A 17,093-nucleotide genomic window follows, 5' to 3' on the forward strand; every position below is an offset into this window, starting at 1 on the left:
AATGACAAAATGGATGGATTATCTTGATGCCGTGAAGACTTATTCCGCTTCATGGGAAGAACCTCAATGGATGACTGATTTTAGACTTTCAGCTTTGGAAAAAATTGAAGAACTGCCGCTTCCTGTGATTGAAAAAGTGAAATTTGCCCGTTGGCATTTATATAATGTAAAACCGGAACGTCAATTAGAAACTGGAACTGTTCCAGGATTCGATCAAATGCCGGACAATCCGATGGTGGCTCAAATCGGAGATGATACTGTCTTTGAACAGATTTCTCCAGAGTTAGCAGAAAAAGGAGTCATTTTTACTGATCTAATGACTGCTGTAAAAGAGTATCCGGAGTTAGTAAAAGAATATTATATGCAAAAAGCGGTACCAATGGATGAAAATTCATTGACAGCTTTACATGCGGCTTTTATGAATAATGGTGTTTTCCTGTATGTTCCTAAAAACGTAGTGATTGAACAAGCCATGGAGTCTTTGTTTATCCATAACGGCAATGACAATACTCACTTCTTTAAGCACATATTGATTGTTGCTGAAGAAAACAGTGAGTTCTCTTACTTAGAACGATTTGATTCTCAAGGTGCTGATGCTAAAAAGTTATCAGGTAATGTTGTAGTGGAGGTTATTGCTAAGCCAGGTGCAAGAATTAAGTTTTCTGCAATCGATACTTTAGGCAATAACATAGCTACCTACATGAATCGTCGCGGTTATTTAATGCGTGATTCTATGATTGATTGGGCGATAGGTATTATGAATGACGGCAATGTAATAGCTGACTTTGATTCTGATCTGGTTGGTGATGGCGCACACTCCGAAGTGAAAATTGTTGCTATTAGTACAGGCAAGCAAATTCAAGGGATTGACACGCGTGTGACCAATAAAGCACCGCATACAATCGGACACATTTTGCAACATGGTGTGATTTTGGAAAAATCTACGTTAACCTTTAATGGAATCGGGCATATTTTGCGAGGAGCCAAAGGGGCAGATGCACAGCAAGAAAGTAGGGTATTAATGCTGTCTACTAAATCGCGCGGAGATGCTAATCCAATCTTACTAATTGAAGAAAACGAGGTAACTGCTGGACATGCTGCAAGTGTTGGACGAGTTGATCCTGAGGAGCTCTTCTATTTAATGAGTCGCGGGTTGGCTAAAGATGAAGCAGAGCGTTTAGTTATTCGCGGATTTTTAGGACCTGTATTAACTGCCATTCCTGTAAAAGCTGCTCAAGACCAACTGATCGATATGATCGAAGGGAAGTTGAAAAAATAATGATCAATTTTTCGGAGTTGCGGGAAGATTTCCCCATTCTTTTTCAAGAAGTGAACGATGAACCGTTGGTGTACCTTGACAATGCAGCTACGACACAAAAACCTAAGCAAGTATTAGATGCTTTACGCTATTATTATGAAAATGATAATGCCAATGTACATCGCGGTGTTCATACATTAGCAGAACGAGCAACGGTAAAGTACGAAGGTGCCCGTGAAAAAGTCCGCGCATTTATCAACGCCAACGAATCGGCTGAAGTATTATTTACACGAGGTACAACAACTGGACTAAACTGGTTATCTCGGAGCTACGGAGATGCATTTGTCAATGAAGGCGATGAAATTGTTATCTCCTTCATGGAGCATCACTCGAATATTATTCCATGGCAGCAGCTGGCTGATCGTAAGGGAGCGAAGTTACGCTATCTTTCTATGAATCAAGAAGGCTTTATTGATATGGAAGAAGCTAAGCAAGTGATCAATGATAAGACAGCGATTGTGTCAATTGCTCATGTTTCCAATGTTTTAGGGGTAGTCAATCCGATTAATGAGTTAGCTAAGCTGGCTCATGACAATGGCGCAGTAATGATAGTAGATGGTGCGCAGTCTAGTCCACACATGAAGGTAGATGTACAAGCATTAGATTGCGATTTCTTTGCTTTTAGTGGACATAAGATGTGCGGACCGACTGGAATTGGTGTATTATATGGCAAAAGACCGTTTTTGGAGCAAATGGAACCGATCGAGTTCGGCGGAGAAATGATTGATTTTGTCAACTTATATGATAGTACGTGGAAAGAACTGCCTTGGAAATTTGAAGCAGGTACACCGAACATCGCCGGAGCAATTGCTCTAGGTGCAGCAATCGACTATTTAACTGCTGTTGGTATGGAGAATATTCATCAGTATGAACAGAATTTAGTTGCATATGTATTACCTAAATTGCAATCGATTGATGGTTTGACGGTTTACGGCCCTAAAGATGTGGAAAATCATACAGGCGTTTTATCCTTTAATTTAGAAGGAGTACATCCTCATGATCTAGCAACTGCCCTGGATATGGAGGGAGTTGCAGTGCGTGCAGGTCATCATTGTGCGCAACCGTTGATGAAATATTTGGATCTTCCTGCGACTGCACGGGCTAGTTTTTATTTCTATAATACGAAAGCTGATGCGGATCGTTTGATTTTTGCTTTGGAAGCCACAAAGGAGTTTTTCAAAAATGGCGCTATCTAGATTAGACAATTTGTATCGTCAAGTTATTTTGGATCATTCTTCTCGTCCTCATCATTTTGGAAAGTTGAATGAATCTACCCGTACGATTGAAATGAACAATCCGACCTGTGGTGATATCATTGAATTGGAATTGTCGGTAAAAGACGGTGTGATTGATGACATTGCATTTTCTGGCAGTGGTTGTTCAATTAGCACAGCCAGTGCATCAATGATGACAGATGCGGTGATTGGAAAAAGTGTTGAAGAAGCAGAACATCTGGCTGTCAGCTTTGCCCAAATGGTTCAAGGCAACCAATTATCTGATGAAGACAGTAATGCGCTGGGAGAAGCTGCAATGCTTAGCGGAGTTGCTAAGTTTCCGGCACGTATTAAATGTTCTACCTTAGCCTGGAAGGCATTAGGAAAAGCTTTAACAGATGATGAGGGAAAAGCAACAGCTGGTCAATTTCATAAAGAATAGGAGCGGGAACTATGACTGTACCTGAACTGCAAGATGAGTATCAATTTGGCTTCCACGATGATGTAAAACCTGTCTTTACGACTGGGGAAGGCTTATCTGAAGAAGTTATTCGCGAAATCTCCCGCGTTAAAGGGGAACCAGAATGGATGTTGGAGTTTCGTTTGAAATCTCTTGAAACATTCTATAAATTAAATATGCCTGATTATGGTCCGGATTTAACTGATTTGGACTTTAACAAGATTAATTATTATATTAAATCCAGTAATAAACCGGCTCGTGACTGGGAGGATGTTCCTGAAGAGATTAAAACAACCTTTGAGCGTTTAGGTATTCCTGAAGCAGAACGTGCATATTTAGCGGGAGCTTCTGCTCAATATGAGTCAGAAGTTGTCTATCATAATATGAAGGATGAGTTTGAAAAATTAGGAATCGTCTTTACGGATACTGATTCTGCCTTGAAGGAGTATCCAGAACTATTTAAGGAATACTTTGGAACCTTAGTGCCGCCATCTGATAATAAGTTGGCAGCTCTAAACTCTGCTGCTTGGTCAGGTGGAACCTTTATCTATGTGCCAAAAGGTGTTCAAACGGATATTCCAATTCAATCATACTTCCGGATTAATGCTGCTAACACTGGGCAATTTGAGCGTACGCTGATTATTGTCGATGAAGGTGCCAGTATTAATTACGTAGAGGGCTGTACGGCCCCTACCTACTCATCAGACAGCTTGCATGCTGCTGTAGTAGAAGTGTTTGTAAAAAAGGATGGTTATTGCCGCTATACAACAATTCAAAACTGGTCTAACAATGTTTATAGTTTGGAAACTAAACGAGGCCAAGCTCAAGAAAATGCTACAATGGAGTGGGTAGATGGTAATTTAGGTTCTAAGGTTACAATGAAGTACCCAAGTGTCTATATGAATGGTAGAGGTGCTCGTGGTACAATGCTGTCGATCGCAGTGGCTGGTAAAAACATTGTTTTGGATAATGGCGCTCGCATGATTCATAATGCGCCAAACACGTCGAGTACAATTGTTTCTAAATCAATCGCTAAGGACGGTGGGGCAGTAGACTATCGCGGAACTGTTCGTTTTACTCGTGATAGCGAAGGGTCATTCAGCCATATTGAGTGCGATACGATTATTATGGATGATATTTCTCGTTCAGATACGATACCTTATAACGAAATTATGAATGGTAATGTTTCTCTTGAACACGAAGCAAAGGTTTCGAAGATTTCAGAAGAACAATTGTATTATTTAATGAGTCGTGGTATTTCAGAGCAAGAAGCAACAGAAATGATCGTTATGGGATTTGTTGAGCCCTTTACTAAAGAGTTACCGATGGAATATGCAGTAGAATTAAACCGGTTGATCCAATTTGAAATGGAAGGGTCAGTCGGATAATACAAAAATAAAAGCTCGAAGCGTTTGATTCAAGACGTTTCGAGCTTCTTTTGGATTAACTTTTCAAAAAAAGGGAACAAAAGAGGAATTGTATTGTTACATTGGTGCTTAAAATGAGCTTTTTCAGGGTGGAGTTGATTTTTAGAAGGATGGGAACTTTTCATTTGGTAACATATACTAAGGATATTAGAGTGTACACCTTAAATTGCATCAAAAGAAAGGATAGAGTTATGAATAAACAGCTAAAAAGAAAATCCAAACTATCGTTAGTTAAATATCCGTAAAAAAGAGAGTTTTAAAGTAGACTTTACAACTACGGTAGTTAGGATTTAACTATTTTTCGACCTGCGGTATGAAGTATTCATTACTGTTAATAAGACACAAATTTTTCATACCAATAATCTTTAGAAACTTGGTATTGCTCAATGTTTTTAATTTCATCAGACATATTTTCTCGCAAGAAACCATACCAAAAAATTGAAGCAAAATTGCTATACATTTCAAATTGTTCGTCGTCAACCTCTTCGTCCGTAAAAATATCTCTCACAGCCTCTAATAAAGAGAAAGCATTGGATTTTGCAAAGAACATTTGTGGGAAACGTTCAATTACCTGCGCTAAGAAGGCAGTCATTTGCTCACTATAAATAAACTCGTTCAGTGTTTCGTCCTGAGCCAGTAGTCTGCGTGCGAACCCTTCTGGAGTTTCAAGGGGTTGTTTTTGTGCTGGATAAAATGGCGGATCTTCCATATCTGCTTCCTCAACCCAATCAGGATGCTCGCCTAATTCTTCCTCTAAATTCTGCTCCAACCTTTCGAAAACATCATCAATATCTTCGCCAATCTGGTCATGCAGGAAGCTGGTATACCATAAAATAGAATCTTTAGCTGCTTCTTCTGCAGACTCTTTTCTTAAAGCTCCTAAAATAATCTGATCAGGTTCGCTAACAATTGGTGGAGTAGAAATATAGTTTTCGCCAATCGGAACGATCAGAGCCAATACCCGTAACTGCTTTGCCGCCAAACCTTTCAGATTTAATGTTTTGAAATTTTTGATTAAATATTTTTGCTGATCTCTTTCATCCATAAAATAGAACGTGTCATCCTCTTTTATTACAGAAAAAATGCTAAGTATGAACTGCTTTGGCCATTGCCTGATAGTTTCCAGCTGATCTGAAAAGAGCTCTTGAAACCAATCCATACTTTGCTTAAATGCGGATGGATCATATTTTAATAAATGATAAGTTTCCAGCAAGTGTTGATATTTACCCATGTCATGCAGCAGCTGTTCTTGGCCGACATGATAGTTAACGGGTTCAATTAATTCTAACAAGTAACGTTCAAGAAAATTCATTAATTGCTCATCAGATTTATCGAAATGTGTGATATGGTAACGGTGATACAAACAGTCTAAGGCAAGGAAATAAGGGTTCTCTCCCTTTTTTATTAGCGTCTTAGTTTCCTTTTTTAAGTGGAATAAAGGAGATTCTTTTAAAAACTGTGCTTTTAACTGTTTTTTTTTCTTCGCTTTCATTGCTAATCTCGCCCTCCGTATAAATAGTAAATCCTACATTTTATATCTATAGTTTACCTTGTATTAAGTAAATAAGATAGTAGATTTTAGTGGATTCATTAGGTATTTTAAACTAAGAAAGCGTTTACTCTCAGTTTTTTTAAACAAAAATTATTTTATGCAGCATTTTTTGCGTTGTAATCAAATATTTTTTTAATTTATTAAGCATGTTATTGAAAGTTTTTTATCATTAGCTAATCATCACACAATTACTATATGTTAGGGGGATTTCAACAAAAATAATCACATAAAGACATAATATAATTTTTAACAAACTTGATAATAAAGTTAAAGAAAGATTAATTTTTAAAGTAAATATTTGATAAAAAAACATCGAAGTTGTCGGCGGGTAAGCCAAGGACTCCGATGCTTAAATTAGAAATACTTTTGCCGATATTGATCAATCGCTTGACGAGTATTAAAGATCTTTTTAGCGTATTTTTGATTTCTGCTAATGTATAAATAGAACAATAAATCAATAGTAATGAATTGTGCAATAATCGAATTGGTTGCCGCACTCCGAATTTCAGCTTCCATAGGTCTTGAAGTCTGCAAATGGATATCAGCTAATTTTGATAAACGATTTTGACCGAATTGTGTCAAAGCAATAATTGGTATATCTAAGCTTTTCGCTGTTTCAGCGAGTGCGATTAATTCAGGTGTTTTTCCTGAATTTGAAATTAGAAACAGAACACTTTGTTTCGCGTTAGTAACTAATTGCGGCAAGAGTAAGTTGTAGTCGGTTTCGTAAACAATGTTTTTACCAAGACGCGTCCATTTTTGCGTAATATCATCTGCGGCTAGGCGAGAAGCACCAACACCTGAGACGAAACAAAAATTGGTGGACTCAAGTAAGTGACAAGCTTCATTGAAAATTTTCTCATTGAAGAGCTCTGATGTTTCACTAATCGTAAATTGCGCGTTGTTTGCTAACTTGTTTTTCAATGTTTGAAAGGGTTCGTTAGGACCGACATCGCTGTAACCAGTAATTTCTACTGCTTGTCTTGTTTCCGCTGAAAGACTGATTTTAAAAGCTGTTAAGCTATTAAACCCCATTTTTTTTGAAAAACGTACAACCGTTGGTGCGCTAGATCCAGCACCGGCAGCAATTTCACTCGCTGTCATAGTAGGAATAGTTTCCTTGTTGTCGCAGATGAAACGATAAATTTTCTTTTCAGCAGCAGACATATCCTTCTTCATGCTGTCCATATGGGAAAGAACACTCATAGTCTACCTCTTTTCCGTTTTTTCTTTATTATATCATTTTTTTTGAAGAACAACTCCCCAAATTTTAATGAATTGTGACTAATAGCTATAATTTTTTGCCTTTTGTTCTGTCGTTTGTTTTGAATCGGTCGCTAAAACCACAAACATGAGGGGGATTTTCCTTTTATAAATGCAAATAAAGAATTTCAGGTATTACTCGAAAACGTAGAGGAGGTCCAGTGGTTCCAAGGCCTGTGTTTACTATTAGCAATGAGTGTTCAGATAAATGATAGATTCCTGCCCAATATTTTTTCGACCCGTGATTTCGATATGGCAGCCCGGGTAAGTGGAGTTGACCGCCATGACTGTGTCCAGCTAAGACTAAATCGAAGGAGGATAGTGCTTTGATTTCATCTACTTGGTCAGGTTCATGAATTAATAAGATTGAAAAATCAGCTGGTAAAGGAGTGATTGAGTAATCAGGAATACCTCCTTGATTATCTTCGATCCCAGATAGACTGATCGTTTCTATTACCTGAGTTTGATTGTCCAAAAGAGTAAAACCACCTTTGACTAAAATATCTTGTACTTGCTGCTGGCCTTCAGATTGATAATCATGGTTTCCTAATATAGCGAATTTACCTTTAACTGCTTGTAAAGCAGCTAGCTGCCTAATTATCTCGGAACAATCTCTTTTTCGCCAATAACGAAAGTCCTCCACCAAGTCGCCAGTAAAAATAATTACCTCTGGTACCTGCAAGTTGATTGCAGCGACAATTTTCGAAAAACGTTTCGGAGAATAAAAACGCGAAAAATGAATATCACTAATATGAGCAATCGTGAAAGAGCCTGTATGGCCTTCTTCGATTTTTATATGGTTTTCCTTTTTTAAACTAAAATGCTTTTCTTTTAGACGAAACGTTTCATAGCTCGCGTATAATACAAAAATCACTATACTTAATAGAATGATCTGCATGGTTGTTCCTTCTCTCTATTTGTGCAGTATAGCGAAAAAAGACTGAAGGCCACAAGTTGCGCCTTCAGCTTTTTATTGATTCTTAGGATTTTTAATGACTGTTTCCCTTTGAATCAATTGATGTGGAACAACCAGCTGAACTCCGTTGCTTGGTTGGTTGTCCATTTGCTCCATTAATTTCTGAGTTCCTAGTCGTCCTAAATCAGTAATATCGATATCGATGGTTGTTAGATAAGGATGTACTAAGGTTGCAAAAATAGAATTATTGAAGCTGATGATGGATAGATCATCGGGTACCTGATAGCCGTAAAAATTAGCTAATTGAATAATTCGCAGAGCAAAGATGTCATCAATAACGACTAGGGCTGTTGCATTAGTTTGTTCAATAATTTCAGGAAAGGCTGCGTAGTCTTCTGGTTTAGTCAACGTGATCGGCGAATGCGTGGGTAGACTAGCTAGCATGAGAGCCTCCTGATATCCGAAATAGCGTTCGAAGAAAACGATTTGCTGGTTTACATTTGAAGCAAACAAAATATTTTTATGTCCTTTTGATAATAAAAATTCTGTGGCTTGTTTGCCAAGCAGTTGATTGTCATTATCAACGTAAATAATCTCAGCTTCCTTTTCTGCGGGGCGTCCAATCAAAGTGAAAGGAACACTATTTTCATACAGATACTGTGTTATTGGATCGTCCTTCTCAGAATAGGTTAAGATAAATCCGTCAACTTGTTTTTGCCGATGCATTCTTATGACGTTCTCCAATAAACTTTCTGCTGTTGTAGCTGAAGCCACTGCGGTGGTCACTTGAAATTCATGTGCAGTTTCGTTAATAGCATTAATCAGCTCCAAGTATAATGGGTTTCCGATTCGTTCGTTGGAATCTAAAGGCGGCAGGATTACGCCTAAAGAATTTGCTCGTTGCTTTCCCAAATTTCGAGCAGTTATATTTGGAAAATAGCCCATTTCGTCCATAATATATCGAATTTTCTTTTTTGTTTCATTGGAAATGCTTGGATGATCATTGATTACGCGTGAAACGGTAGAAGGAGAGACTCCTGCCTTTTTTGCAACATCTTTTACGGTAACAGTCATTTTTGTTTTTCTCTCCTTTCTGTTTGCTGCTTAATTCTTCCAGCAGTTGGTTAAAAATTCCAATGTTAATTCTTTAGTAGAAGCTACAAGTGGAATATCATAGCCCAGTTGTTCAGGTTGTCCTATACCAATAGGTAATGCTCCGCTAGCTTTAATAGCAGTAATGCCAGCCTGTGCATCTTCAATTCCAATGCATTCATTTGGCGACAATCCGACAATTTCAGCAGCTTCTATAAAAATATCTGGTGCCGGTTTACCAGCTTGTAGTTTAGCTGGATCCGCAACCCCATCAAAATAATCTGTTAAGGCCATCTGTTTTAGTAGAAAGGGTCCGTTTTTGCTAGCGGATGCCAAAGAAATTTTAATCCCGGCTTGCCTTAGATTTTCTAATAAGTCTAAAATACCAGGATAGACATCCTTTGGCGAGACTTTTTGAATCATTTTGACATAATTTTCATTTTTACGAGCAGCCAATTCTGCTAGTTCCTCTGGAGTATAAGTGGAAGATTTGCCGCCATGTTCAAGCATACGATTAAGAGAATCTTCCCGACTGACACCCTTTAATTGTTCATTGAACTGACGATCAATAGAAATACCTATTTCAGAGCCTAATTTCTTCCAAGCTTGGTAATGATATTCTGCTGTATCAGTAATTACGCCATCTAAATCAAAGAGTACACCTTTAAACATGTTTCTCCTCCTTATTCAAAGGAACAGTAATTTCTGAACCTAGTTCAACCGTTTGGTTATAAATGTGCACCTTAACTGGGGAGCCTTCTTTCAAGCTTAATGATACTTCATTTTCATTGACAGCTACAGCAATCAAACGTCCGCGATAATTGATGTGGAAAGAATATTGCTTCCATTTGCTTGGTAAAAAGGGAGCAAAGCTTAAAGCATTATCGAATGTTTTCATTTGAGCGAAACCTTGTACGATTGCTAACCAACTGCCCGTCATAGAAGTAATATGCAAGCCATCTTGAGTGTCGTTATTGTAATTATCCAAGTCTAAGCGAGCAGTACGTTGATACATTTCAACTGATTTTTCTTCTTTTCCTAATTCTGCAGCTAAAACGGCATGAACAGAAGGAGATAAAGAGGATTCATGGACAGTCATCGGTTCGTAAAATTCAAAGTTTCGCTTTTTTTCTTCTAAACTAAATTGATTGTTAAAGAAATAGATACCCTGCAGGACATCAGCTTGCTTAATGAAGCAAGAACGTAAAATTTTATCCCACGACCATTTTTGGTTTAGTGGTCGATCTTCAGAAGAAAGATCACTTGCCGGCATTAAGTCTTTGTCTAAGAAGGTATCATGCTGAACGAATACACCCAGCTCCTTGTCTTCCGGTAAGTACATCTTCTCAATAATATCCCGCCATTTCGCTTGTTCTTCAGCGGTAATAGTTACTGAAACATGGCCTTGATAGCGTAAATAGTTTTCTAAAGTATATTTCAAGATCCATGCAGCAATAGTATTTGTGTACCAGTTATTGTTGACATTATTTTCATATTCGTTAGGACCAGTTACACCATGAATCATATATTTTTGGTTGCGTTTAGAATAGTGAACGCGATCTGCCCAAAAACGAGCAATTTCGGTAAGTACTTCTAGTCCTTCATGCTTCAGATAGCTGTCATCACCTGTATAATTTGTGTAATTGTAGATCGCATAAGCAATTGCTCCATTACGATGAATTTCTTCAAAGGTGATTTCCCATTCATTATGGCACTCAATTCCTGTGAATGTAACCATGGGATACAGTGCGCCTTTTAGACCCTGTTTTTGAGCATTAATTTTTGCTTGTGGTAATTGATTGTGGCGGTACTTCAACAGATTCTTGGAAACTTTTGGTTTAGCTAATGCCAAGTACATTGGGACTGCATAAGCTTCGGTATCCCAATAGGTTGCACCGCCATATTTTTCACCAGTGAAGCCTTTAGGTCCGATATTCAACCGTTCATCATCCCCATAATAAGTAGAGAAGAGTTGAAAAATATTGTAGCGAATCCCTTGTTGAGCCTCATCATCGCCTTCGATCAAAACATCGGCCAGTTCCCAACGTTTGGCCCATGCAGCACTTTGCTCTTGGTATAAATCTTCGTAAGATTGAGCATAATCAGCTAACAATCCCACTGCTGCCTCTCGTTGTTCAGCTTCAGGAAGATCACGGCTGGTCACGATAACAACTCGTTTTTCAACTTGCCCGGTTTCGCCAGCAGTTAAGCTCCATCTAAACTGCTCGGAAACTATCAATTGATCATCATGCTGAACACTTGCTTCAAGATTTCCGCTATGTTTCATGGCGGCAGTAATTGAGAACTGTTCAATTCCAAAGTTGTTTGGAATAGTTTGCGTTGTTAGAAAGCTGATATCCTCCTTATGACCGCGTTCCTTTTCGATCCAGAACATTTCTTCATAATTACTGTCCTCGTTTTGGACGTTGTTATCTAAGCTGGAAACCACCTGTATGTCTGCTTTTCCGGATAGGCACTCAGCAGTAAGTTTGATTACGGCCAATTCCTTTTTAACGATACTCAAGAAACGTTCAAAGGAGAAGCGAACTTTAGCATCACCTAATACTACAGTGAAAGAACGGGACAAAACCCCATTTTGCATATTTAGTTCTAAATCGAAATCTATCATTCCTTGTTTAGCTAAATCAACCTCGATCTCATTGATAAAAATTTTCATCTGTAAAAAGTCGATCGCGTTGATTACTTTTCCGAAATAGTCGGGATAACCATTTTTCCACCAACCGACTCGAGTTTTATCAGGGTACCAGATACCAGCTAAATAAGTACCTTTGTGATGATCTCCGCTGTAAGTCTCCTCAAAGTTTCCTCGCATACCCATATACCCGTTACCGATACTAGTAAGAGATTCTTGTAGGCGTCGGTTTTGTTTATCTAATGTGGTTGTGCGGATTTTCCAAGGATCAATGTCAAATAATCGTTGAATTTGGTTCATGTGTATCCTCCTTATGATTTCTTTTCTTTAATAATAAACGCAATCGGTTGCGTTAGTCAATAAAAAGCGTGAATCTTGACAGATACCATCAAAAAGGTGAATAATTAATTTGTCTGAAAGAGTTTACAAAAAAACGGATGCGGTATATAATACGAAACAGCGCAACCGATTGCATTAATATTTTTTTTAAGGAGAGGTACTATGAAAGGGATCAAAGGTATTTTTAGTTTCGAGTTTTGGCAAAAATTTGGTAAAGCATTAATGGTAGTTATTGCGGTAATGCCTGCTGCTGGACTGATGATCAGTATAGGGAAGTCATTACCGATGATCAGTGAGAATTTGGGTTGGCTTATAACAACGGGTAGTGTAATTGAGAATATTGGTTGGGCAGTTATAGGAAACCTGCATTTATTATTCGCTTTGGCAATTGGTGGAAGTTGGGCGAAGGAAAAGGCTGGTGGGGCATTTGCCGCGGGTCTAGCATTTATTTTAATTAACCGCATCACTGGTGCCATTTTTGGTGTAACGAGTGAAATGTTAGCGAATCCTGAAGCCATTACTCATACTCTTTTGGGTCAGGAAATTGTGGTAGACGGTTATTTCACAAGCGTATTGGAAGCTCCAGCACTAAACATGGGAGTTTTCGTCGGAATTATTGCAGGATTTGTCGGTGCAACAGCCTATAATAAGTACTACAATTTCAGAAAGCTTCCAGAAGTATTGACATTCTTCAATGGGAAACGATTTGTTCCATTCGTAGTCATTTTGCGGTCAGTAATTGTTTCTTTGATTTTAGCTTTGATTTGGCCAGTTATTCAGACTGGAATTAATGAATTTGGTAAATGGATTGCTGAGTCGCAAGATACTGCACCAATTCTCGCACCATTCCTATTTGGTACTTTGGAGCGTTTGCTTTTGCCATTTGGTTTACACCATATGTTAACTATTCCAATTAACTATACGGCTCTTGGCGGAACTTACGAAATCTTGACAGGTGCTCAAGCAGGTCAACAAGTATTTGGTCAAGATCCATTGTGGCTAGCATGGGCGACAGACTTGGTAAACTTACGTGGTGCTGGAGATACAGCGCAATACGCACAGGCTTTAGAACAGTGGACCCCTGCGCGCTTCAAGGTGGGGCAAATGATCGGTTCATCAGGTATTCTAATGGGATTGACTGTTGCCATGTATCGCAATGTTGACAAAGACAAGGTGAAACAATACAAATCTATGTATATCTCGGCAGCAGCTGCAGTATTTTTAACTGGTGTGACTGAACCATTAGAATATATGTTTATGTTTGTGGCTGCACCACTGTATGCTGTTTATTCAGTTATTCAAGGAGCTGCGTTTGCAATGGCTGATGTCATTAACTTGCGGGTTCATTCATTTGGCAATATTGAATTGCTAACACGTTTACCAATGGGATTAAATGCCGGAATTGGCGGTGATTTCTTAAACTTTGTTATTGTTACCATCGTTTTTGGAGTGTTCACTTATTTTGTTGCGAACTTTATGATTAAGAAGTTTAATTATGCAACTCCAGGAAGAAACGGCAACTATGAAAATGATGGGGCAGAGGAGGCAGTATCAAGTAATGGTGAAACGGCGGCTGCCAACTCTCAAATTGTCCAAATCATCAACCTGTTGGGCGGACCAAAAAATATTTCAGATGTAGATGCTTGTATGACACGCTTACGTGTTTCGGTAAATGACAATCAAAAGGTTGGCAGTGAGGCACAATGGAAAAAGGCTGGTGCCATAGGATTATTAGTTAAGGATAATGGCGTACAGGCAGTTTACGGACCAAAAGCAGATATTCTTAAATCAGATATTCAAGATTTATTAGATTCAGGCACAGAAATTCCTACAATTGCGGTAAGTGAGGCAGCTTCAGAAACTATTGAAAAACCGAGAGCGAACTTTTTTGGAAAAACTACGCAGTTAGTTGCACCAGCCAAGGGAGAACTGATTGCTATTGATCAGGTTGAAGATGATGTATTTTCGCAAAAAATGATGGGTGAAGGCTTTGCAGTCATCCCAGAAGATGGAGAGATCGTTAGTCCATTAGTCGGAAAAATAACCTCAGTTTTCCCGACAAAACATGCGATCGGCATAGAAACAGCGGAGGGTATTGAAGTATTATTACACATGGGAATTGATACAGTGGATTTAAACGGCGGTCCGTTCAAGATTTCCGTTGTTGAAGGTCAAACTGTTGAAGCAGGGACACCTGTTGCTCAAGTTGATTTGACTAAAATTAAGGAAGCTGGAAAAATGACCACAATGATTGTTATCTTTACCAATGGAGATAAAATAGAGAAATATCACTTTGATAAAATCGGAAAAGTGAAAAAAGGTGAAGCGATTGGTAGTATAGATAGTTAAAAGGGCGGCTCTAATATGAAAGTATTGACATTAAACACACACAGCTATATGGAAGAAAATGTTGAACAACAAATCGAGGTACTGGCGCAGGCAATCCTAAATAATGGGTATCAACTTGTCGGTTTACAAGAAGTGAATCAGCATCGAGACAGTACTGAAGCGGCTTTGGATGGATATTTTCAGTCTGTAAAAAATCAAAAAGCAGTTAAGAAAGATAACTTTATGCTTCTGTTAATTCAGCGCTTAAAAGAGCTGGGCTGTCATTATTATTGGAGTTGGGTCTATAACCATATTGGATATGATATATATCATGAAGGAGTAGGGCTTTTGTCAAAAAGCCCACTCACTTCATATGCTCTTACTGTTTCTGAAAATACTGACCCCAAAGATTATCGTACAAGAAATGTCCTAATATGTTGTACAAAATATCAAGAAAGAAATTTCGTGGTTGTTAACGGACATTTTTCGTGGTGGCTTTCTTCATCAGAAGGTTTTGCCTATGAATGGAAAACGTTGGAGAAGAAATTAGTAAATTGGCTTTCTTTTCCGATTTTAGTTATGGGAGACTTCAATAATTCTGATAATAGGTCTAATCAAGGGTATCAATTAGTAAAGGATAGCTCTTTTAGGTTTCTTGATAGTTATGAGGAAGCTGAAATTAGGCAAGGAAGAGGAACTGTTGAGAAAGCAATTGATGGCTGGCAAGATAATCAAAAAAGTATTAGGATAGATTATATTTTTAGTCAGGCACAACTAAAGGCGCAGACTTATCGGACTTTATTTAACGGTAAACAATTGCCGCAAATAAGTGATCACTTAGGAATAGAAGTAGATTTTAACTGGTCTTAAATAGAGGGGCCAGTTTTTTTGTGAAAATAACTAGACCAAGCTGTTGACATTTCCGCTGTATATGATATGATACAAAACGTTGCTGCAAAAAGAAAATTTCACGAAAATATTCGTAAATCTTTTTGTTGACAAACGCTTTGATAAAAGATATGATATGAAAGTTGCTGATTGAAGATTTCATTTTTTCAGAAAAAAGATGAAAAAAGTTCTTGACTATCTGTAAAGCAACTGATATGATATAAAAGTTGTTGAAGCGACAAGCTTTCACAATGTATTATCAAAAGTAGACCTTTGAAAACTGAACGAATAAAACAAACCAAATGTGTAGGGCGCTTCTATTATATAGAAGCAAACAACATAGCAAGCAATTGCTAGCGAATCAATTTTTAAATTGAGCTTAACAGTCGCAAGACTGTTTCAAACACTTTTTATGAGAGTTTGATCCTGGCTCAGGACGAACGCTGGCGGCGTGCCTAATACATGCAAGTCGAACGCTTTTTCTTCCACCGGAGCTTGCTCCACCGGAAGAAAAGGAGTGGCGAACGGGTGAGTAACACGTGGGTAACCTACCCTCGAGCGGGGGGATAACACTTGGAAACAGGTGCTAATACCGCATAACAAAGAAAACCGCATGGTTTTCTTTTGAAAGGCGCTTTTGCGTCACTCGAGGATGGACCCGCGGTGCATTAGCTAGTTGGTGAGGTAACGGCTCACCAAGGCAACGATGCATAGCCGACCTGAGAGGGTGATCGGCCACATTGGGACTGAGACACGGCCCAAACTCCTACGGGAGGCAGCAGTAGGGAATCTTCGGCAATGGACGAAAGTCTGACCGAGCAACGCCGCGTGAGTGAAGAAGGTTTTCGGATCGTAAAACTCTGTTGTTAGAGAAGAACAAGGGTGAGAGTAAAAAGTTCACCCCTTGACGGTATCTAACCAGAAAGCCACGGCTAACTACGTGCCAGCAGCCGCGGTAATACGTAGGTGGCAAGCGTTGTCCGGATTTATTGGGCGTAAAGCGAGCGCAGGCGGTTTCTTAAGTCTGATGTGAAAGCCCCCGGCTCAACCGGGGAGGGTCATTGGAAACTGGGAAACTTGAGTGCAGAAGAGGAGAGTGGAATTCCATGTGTAGCGGTGAAATGCGTAGATATATGGAGGAACACCAGTGGCGAAGGCGGCTCTCTGGTCTGTAACTGACGCTGAGGCTCGAAAGCGTGGGGAGCAAACAGGATTAGATACCCTGGTAGTCCACGCCGTAAACGATGAGTGCTAAGTGTTGGAGGGTTTCCGCCCTTCAGTGCTGCAGCTAACGCATTAAGCACTCCGCCTGGGGAGTACGACCGCAAGGTTGAAACTCAAAGGAATTGACGGGGGCCCGCACAAGCGGTGGAGCATGTGGTTTAATTCGAAGCAACGCGAAGAACCTTACCAGGTCTTGACATCCTTTGACCACTCTAGAGATAGAGCTTCCCCTTCGGGGGCAAAGTGACAGGTGGTGCATGGTTGTCGTCAGCTCGTGTCGTGAGATGTTGGGTTAAGTCCCGCAACGAGCGCAACCCTTATTGTTAGTTGCCATCATTTAGTTGGGCACTCTAGCGAGACTGCCGGTGACAAACCGGAGGAAGGTGGGGATGACGTCAAATCATCATGCCCCTTATGAC

The 17,093-nt window shown here is 39.2% G+C and carries 11 protein-coding genes, 1 rRNA gene and 1 pseudogene (1 of these 13 running past the window's edge); 7 read left to right on the forward strand and 6 right to left on the reverse strand.

Features of this window, described 5'->3' with window-relative positions; translation table 11 throughout:
• Nucleotide 1: 1 nt before the first annotated feature.
• The 4 genes from sufD to sufB are packed head-to-tail and all read left to right on the forward strand — an operon-like array spanning nt 2 to nt 4,380.
• A complete protein-coding gene (gene sufD / locus IGI46_RS09960; RefSeq protein ID WP_429963126.1) occupies nt 2-1,279 on the forward strand; it encodes a Fe-S cluster assembly protein SufD in 1,278 nt (425 codons plus the stop codon).
• The gene (locus IGI46_RS09965) at nt 1,279-2,514 is read left to right on the forward strand and encodes a cysteine desulfurase (protein WP_429963127.1); all 1,236 of its coding nucleotides are present in this window, start codon (nt 1,279-1,281) and stop codon (nt 2,512-2,514) included. The genes sufD and IGI46_RS09965 overlap by 1 nt, the downstream gene beginning before the upstream one ends.
• Complete coding sequence (sufU, locus tag IGI46_RS09970) at nt 2,501-2,974, forward strand: Fe-S cluster assembly sulfur transfer protein SufU (protein WP_207704396.1); 474 nt, start codon at nt 2,501-2,503, stop codon at nt 2,972-2,974. Before IGI46_RS09965 ends, sufU begins: the two co-directional genes overlap by 14 nt.
• Before the next feature lie 11 nt (nt 2,975-2,985).
• A complete protein-coding gene (gene sufB, locus IGI46_RS09975; protein ID WP_207704397.1) occupies nt 2,986-4,380 on the forward strand; it encodes a Fe-S cluster assembly protein SufB in 1,395 nt (464 codons plus the stop codon).
• A gap of 370 nt (nt 4,381-4,750) precedes the next feature.
• On the opposite strand, the gene IGI46_RS09980 is transcribed toward sufB, so the two are convergent.
• From IGI46_RS09980 to IGI46_RS10005, 6 genes and pseudogenes are all read right to left on the reverse strand, one after another.
• A complete protein-coding gene (locus IGI46_RS09980) occupies nt 4,751-5,911 on the reverse strand; it encodes a hypothetical protein (protein ID WP_429963128.1) in 1,161 nt (386 codons plus the stop codon).
• A gap of 414 nt (nt 5,912-6,325) precedes the next feature.
• Nucleotides 6,326-7,177, reverse strand: coding sequence for a MurR/RpiR family transcriptional regulator (locus IGI46_RS09985; protein WP_207704400.1), 852 nt, complete (start codon nt 7,175-7,177; stop codon nt 6,326-6,328).
• Nucleotides 7,178-7,340: 163 nt separating this feature from the next.
• Nucleotides 7,341-8,132, reverse strand: a complete 792-nt coding sequence (locus IGI46_RS09990) for a metallophosphoesterase (RefSeq protein ID WP_429963129.1) — start codon at nt 8,130-8,132, stop codon at nt 7,341-7,343.
• Between the two features lie 72 nt (nt 8,133-8,204).
• Nucleotides 8,205-9,233, reverse strand: a pseudogene (locus IGI46_RS09995) (LacI family DNA-binding transcriptional regulator); the annotation flags it as partial.
• A 21-nt stretch (nt 9,234-9,254) separates the two neighbouring features.
• The gene (pgmB, locus tag IGI46_RS10000) at nt 9,255-9,914 is read right to left on the reverse strand and encodes a beta-phosphoglucomutase (protein WP_429963130.1); all 660 of its coding nucleotides are present in this window, start codon (nt 9,912-9,914) and stop codon (nt 9,255-9,257) included.
• Complete coding sequence (locus IGI46_RS10005) at nt 9,907-12,195, reverse strand: glycoside hydrolase family 65 protein (protein WP_429963131.1); 2,289 nt, start codon at nt 12,193-12,195, stop codon at nt 9,907-9,909. Before IGI46_RS10005 ends, pgmB begins: the two co-directional genes overlap by 8 nt.
• Nucleotides 12,196-12,405: 210 nt before the next feature.
• On the opposite strand from IGI46_RS10005, the gene IGI46_RS10010 reads away from it, so the two are divergent.
• The 3 genes from IGI46_RS10010 to IGI46_RS10020 all read left to right on the forward strand — a co-directional run.
• Nucleotides 12,406-14,583, forward strand: coding sequence for a PTS transporter subunit IIBC (locus IGI46_RS10010; RefSeq protein WP_429973962.1), 2,178 nt, complete (start codon nt 12,406-12,408; stop codon nt 14,581-14,583).
• 15 nt (nt 14,584-14,598) lie between these two features.
• On the forward strand, nt 14,599-15,432 hold the full coding sequence (locus IGI46_RS10015; protein WP_429963132.1) for an endonuclease/exonuclease/phosphatase family protein: 834 nt from the start codon (nt 14,599-14,601) through the stop codon (nt 15,430-15,432).
• A gap of 426 nt (nt 15,433-15,858) precedes the next feature.
• Nucleotides 15,859-17,093: ribosomal RNA gene (locus IGI46_RS10020) — 16S ribosomal RNA — on the forward strand; it runs 325 nt beyond the window's last position.

The organism is Enterococcus sp. AZ163 (genome assembly GCF_050498925.1).
Classification (GTDB): Bacteria; Bacillota; Bacilli; order Lactobacillales; family Enterococcaceae; genus Enterococcus_A; species Enterococcus_A ferrettii.

Bases quoted from the DNA above. Each gene is read 5' to 3' on its own strand.
- sufD (WP_429963126.1), top strand. From the start codon at position 2: ATGACAAAATGGATGGATTATCTTGATGCCGTGAAGACTTATTCCGCT.
- IGI46_RS09965 (WP_429963127.1), top strand. From the start codon at position 1,279: ATGATCAATTTTTCGGAGTTGCGGGAAGATTTCCCCATTCTTTTTCAA.
- sufU (WP_207704396.1), top strand. From the start codon at position 2,501: ATGGCGCTATCTAGATTAGACAATTTGTATCGTCAAGTTATTTTGGAT.
- sufB (WP_207704397.1), top strand. From the start codon at position 2,986: ATGACTGTACCTGAACTGCAAGATGAGTATCAATTTGGCTTCCACGAT.
- IGI46_RS09980 (WP_429963128.1), bottom strand. From the start codon at position 5,911: ATGAAAGCGAAGAAAAAAAAACAGTTAAAAGCACAGTTTTTAAAAGAA.
- IGI46_RS09985 (WP_207704400.1), bottom strand. From the start codon at position 7,177: ATGAGTGTTCTTTCCCATATGGACAGCATGAAGAAGGATATGTCTGCT.
- IGI46_RS09990 (WP_429963129.1), bottom strand. From the start codon at position 8,132: ATGCAGATCATTCTATTAAGTATAGTGATTTTTGTATTATACGCGAGC.
- pgmB (WP_429963130.1), bottom strand. From the start codon at position 9,914: ATGTTTAAAGGTGTACTCTTTGATTTAGATGGCGTAATTACTGATACA.
- IGI46_RS10005 (WP_429963131.1), bottom strand. From the start codon at position 12,195: ATGAACCAAATTCAACGATTATTTGACATTGATCCTTGGAAAATCCGC.
- IGI46_RS10015 (WP_429963132.1), top strand. From the start codon at position 14,599: ATGAAAGTATTGACATTAAACACACACAGCTATATGGAAGAAAATGTT.